This is a genomic window from Streptomyces sp. (assembly GCF_050698815.1).
Taxonomy (GTDB): Bacteria; Actinomycetota; Actinomycetes; order Streptomycetales; family Streptomycetaceae; genus Streptomyces.
This window is the reverse complement of sequence record NZ_JBOHCV010000047.1, coordinates 1-4,050: the sequence shown is the minus strand read 5'-3', so window position 1 is coordinate 4,050 and position 4,050 is coordinate 1. Positions and strand designations below refer to the sequence as shown.

Genomic DNA, 4,050 nt, shown 5'->3' with positions numbered 1-4,050 from the left:
CATGGGCCTCGCGGACGCCGCTTCGGCGGCCCGGCTGAAGGTCTCGGCGGCGCTGCTGCCCGAGCTGAGCGACGCGCAGCACAGCGCGGCGCAGCGGTTCCATCTGGACGCGCCGGGCTGGTGGCAGCCGCCGGAGACGCCGGCGCTGCTGCCGGCGCTGGCGGACGCCGTGTGGGCGGACCGCGGGGTGACGATGCGCTACCGGCGGCGGAGTGCCGAGGTGGAGCGGGAGCTGGAGCCGTACGGACTCGTGCTGAAGGCGGGCGTCTGGTACCTGGCGGCCCGGGTGGTGCCGGGCGGCGACCACCGCGTGTACCGGGTGGACCGTGTCACGGGTGTCGAGGAGACCGGCGAACGCTTCGTGCGGGACGAGGACTTCGACCTGCCCGGCTTCTGGGCGGAGCGGTCGGCGGCGTTCGCGCGGTCGATCCTGCGGGAGGAAGTGGTGCTGCGGCTGTCCGAGGCCGGTGCGCGGCGGTTGCGCCACGTCACGGACCGTACGGCCGCGGACGAGGCGCTGGCCTCGGGCCGGGACGACGGCGGTGGCCGCACCACAGTCGTCCTGGCCGTGGAGTCGCTGGACGTGGCCCGCACCCAGCTGCTCGCCCTCGGCCCGGAGTGCGAGGTGCTGGAGCCGCCCGCGCTCCGGGCCCGGTTCGTGGAGACGGCGCGGCGCATGGCCGCGGTGTACGAGCCGGACGGTCAGCGGTAACCGGTGACGTCAGCGGTCTTGGCGCTCTGGTCGACCTCCGTCATGTAGCGCCAGGCGTCGGGTGCCGAACCGTCCGCGTCCGTGAAGCCGTACTCCTGCGCGAGACCGCCGCTGGACAGCGACTTCCCGTTGAACCGGGCCACGTCCGGGTCGGCCGCCAGCGCCGTCACCGCGCGCCCGACGAGGACGGGAGACTCGGAGATGGCGAAGTGCGGGTTCTGCGCGGCGCCTTCGCGCCAGTTCTCCTCGGTCACCTTGAAGGCCGTGTCGAGCATCGCCTCCGAACGCAGCCAGCCAGGCGTGAGACAGACCGCCGTCGCGCCGTACTCGGGAAGCTCCTCGGCCAGGCCGTGCGCCATCCGCAGCGGCGCGTATTTCGCCAGGTCGTAGTAGAAGGGGTTGCGGTAGCGGGGGCCGTTGTACTCCTCGGTGCCGTCGGTGACTTCGACGACCAGCCCACCCGGGTTCCGGATGAGCAGCGGAATCGCGTACCGGCTGGTGACGATGTGCGTCTCGACCCCGAGCCGCAGCATCCGCATGCCGTCCGCCAGGTCGTGCTCCCACATCTTCTTGTCCCACCCGACGAGATGGTCGCCGCCCCAGATGTCGTTGACCAGGATGTCCAGCCGTCCCTGCTCGCGGTCGATCCGCTCGGTCAGCGCCCGTACCTGCTCGGGATCGAGGTGGTCGGTGGGCACCGCGACGCCCGTACCGCCCGCCTCCTCGATCAGCTCTGCGGTGCCCTCGATGGTCTCGGTCGCGCGGCCGACCTCGCTCACGTGCTCCCGTGTGGTGCGGCCCGTCGCGTAGACGGTCGCCCCCGCTCTGCCCAGCTCCACGGCCATGGCCCGGCCCGATCCCCGTGTCGCTCCCGCGACCAGTGCCACCTTGCCCGTCAGCGCCCCTGCTGTGTTCACCCGGCTGTCCTCCTCGGTGCGTGTTCCGTCTCCGTACGGACAGCACGCTGACACGGATACCGGACATCCACTGTCGGGCTTTTCCGGCGGCCTCGTTCATGCCGGAACGGGTGAATTGTGGAACGATCACAACAGCCGCGCATTGAGCCGCTGGTGAACAGCCTGGTAACGACAAGGCGGCATCTGAGGGAGTCCGCGTGCATGGGGCGGGCACAAGGCGGATGCTGTGTTCGTGATGGACGAGACCGAGTTCTGGGCGCTGATCGATTCCACCCGTGCGGCCGCCGCGGACGGCGACCCCGAGGAGCAGGCCGACCTGCTCGTCGAGCGGCTGACGCGGCTCGACCCGGACGCCGTGATGTTCTTCGCCCGGCACTTCGAATCCCGCTACAACCGCGCCTCCCAGTGGGACTTGTGGGCCGCCGCGTGGATTCTGCTGGACGGCGTCAGCGACGACGCGTTCGACGCGTTCCGCTGCTGGCTGATCGGCCAGGGCCGGGAGGTCTTCGAGAGCGCGGCGCACGAGGCGGATTCGCTCGCCGACGTGCTGGAGGGCTTCGACGAGGAGCTGGACGGCGACGCCGAGGACCTCGGCTACGCAGCCGACGAGGCGTACGAGCAGCTCACCGGCACCGTCATGCCGGACCTCGGGGTGCCCGAGGCGCCGGAGGACCCGACCGGGATGCCGCTCGACCTGGAGGACGAGGCCGCGCTCGCGGAGCGGCTGCCCAAGCTGTGGGACCGCTTCCGCGGCTGACCGGGGAGGTCCCCGGACGATCCCGGAGCGCGCGGCGCTTCAAGGTGGCGGCCGTAGACGGCAGGATGACCTCATGCGCATCGCGGTCACCGGTTCCACCGGCCTCATCGGCACGGCCCTCGCCCGCTCGCTCCGGGCGGACGGGCACGACATCGTCCGCCTCGTGCGGCGCGCCAGCGAGGACGCGCGGCGGTACGAGCCCGCGGCCGCGGGCTCCGGCCCGGCGGGGCAGCCGCCGGCCGAGGTGAAGTGGGACCCGAAGAGGCAGTACGTCGACGTGAGCGGTCTCGTCGGCTGCGACGCCGTCGTCCACCTCGCGGGCGCGGGCGTCGCGGACCGGCGCTGGACCCCCGCGTACAAGAAGGAGATCCGCGACAGCCGCGTACTGGGCACCGCGGCCATCGCCGACGCCCTCGCCACGCTCGACGAGCCGCCCCGCACCCTGATCGTCGGATCGGCCATCGGCTACTACGGCGATACGGGCGACCGCACCGTCGACGAGAGCGCCCCGCCCGGTGAGGGCTTCCTGGCCGACCTGTGCCAGGAGTGGGAGGAGGCGGCGAGCGCGGCGGCCGAGGCGGGCATCCGGACGGTCTTCGCCCGTACCGGTCTGGTCGTCGCACGCGGGGGCGGCGCGTGGGCGCGGCTGTTCCCCATCTTCAAGGCGGGGCTCGGCGGCCGGATCGGCGACGGGAAGCAGTACTGGAGCTATATCGCGCTGCACGACCACATCGCGGCCCTGCGTTTCCTCCTGGACACGGCACAGCTGTCGGGCCCGGTCAACCTCACGGCGCCGGAGCCGGTCACCAACCGGGAGGTCACCGCGGCCATGGGCCGGGTGCTGCACCGCCCCACCCCGTTCCCGGTCCCGGCGCCCGCGCTGCGTGCGGCGCTCGGCGAGTTCGCAGAGGACGTGCTGGGCAGCCAGCGCGTGGTGCCGAAGCGATTGCTCGAATCGGGCTTCAGCTTCGCGTTTCCGCACATCGATGACGCGGTACGCGCCGCACTGCGCTGACGGTACGCGCGGCGTACGCCGCATCGTGACGCCGTGACGTACTCCTGGCGGGTTGTGCGACCCCGTGCGACCGTGCTCTGCCTGTGCGACTGGCAGCGACCGGACCGCTGCGTAGAGTCGTGTCGGTGACGGGTGACGGGTATCGCCCCGCACCGGTCCGGGCATCACGACGTCAGCGGGACGGCACCGCACCGCGCGCCGACCAGGGAGGCACCGTGCACTCCAGCGACACAGCACGCACCGGCCGTTCGCGGCCCCTGGACGCCGACGTCGTCGTCGTCGGTGCGGGCCTGGCCGGTCTCGCCGCCGCCCATCATCTGACCGGTGCCGGACTCCAGGTCATCGTGCTGGAGGCCACCTCGCGGGTGGGCGGCCGGATGGCCACCGAGCGCGTCGACGGCTACCTGCTGGACAGCTGCGGGCGACTGCTGTGCCCGTCCTGGCCGGAATTCCGGCGACTGCCCGCACTCGACGGGCTGGAGCTGCGCGCGTTCGCGCCGGGAGCGGTGCTCCACACCGACGGCCGGACGCACCGGATCGGCGACCTTCACCGCACGGCGGCCCGGCACACCCGCACGGGACCGGCCGGCCGCCGGGCCGACAGCCCGGGTGACTCGGGCGGCTCGGGCGGCTCCGGGTACGCCGGGCG

At 72.8% G+C, this 4,050-nt stretch carries 5 protein-coding genes; 4 read left to right on the top strand and 1 reads right to left on the bottom strand.

Features of this window, described 5'->3' with window-relative positions; translation table 11 throughout:
• Window positions 1-712: helix-turn-helix transcriptional regulator (locus ACRDP3_RS02045; protein ID WP_431515052.1), on the top strand; the 712-nt coding region annotated here is incomplete at its 5' end.
• Here ACRDP3_RS02045 and ACRDP3_RS02040 read toward each other — a convergent pair.
• Window positions 703-1,629 carry an SDR family oxidoreductase gene (locus tag ACRDP3_RS02040; protein WP_431515051.1) on the bottom strand — a complete coding sequence of 309 codons (927 nt, stop codon included), beginning with the start codon at window positions 1,627-1,629 and terminating at the stop codon, window positions 703-705. The genes ACRDP3_RS02045 and ACRDP3_RS02040 overlap by 10 nt on opposite strands.
• Window positions 1,630-1,864: 235 nt before the next feature.
• Here ACRDP3_RS02040 and ACRDP3_RS02035 point away from each other — a divergent pair, with 235 nt between their 5' ends.
• The 3 genes from ACRDP3_RS02035 to ACRDP3_RS02025 form a co-directional block, all read left to right on the top strand.
• Window positions 1,865-2,386: a DUF4240 domain-containing protein gene (locus tag ACRDP3_RS02035; protein WP_431515053.1), complete on the top strand. Its 522-nt coding sequence runs from the start codon at window positions 1,865-1,867 to the stop codon at window positions 2,384-2,386.
• 73 nt (window positions 2,387-2,459) lie between these two features.
• Window positions 2,460-3,401, top strand: coding sequence for a TIGR01777 family oxidoreductase (locus ACRDP3_RS02030; protein WP_431515050.1), 942 nt, complete (start codon window positions 2,460-2,462; stop codon window positions 3,399-3,401).
• A gap of 215 nt (window positions 3,402-3,616) precedes the next feature.
• The coding region (locus ACRDP3_RS02025; RefSeq protein WP_431515049.1) for an FAD-dependent oxidoreductase at window positions 3,617-4,050 on the top strand (434 nt) is incomplete at its 3' end.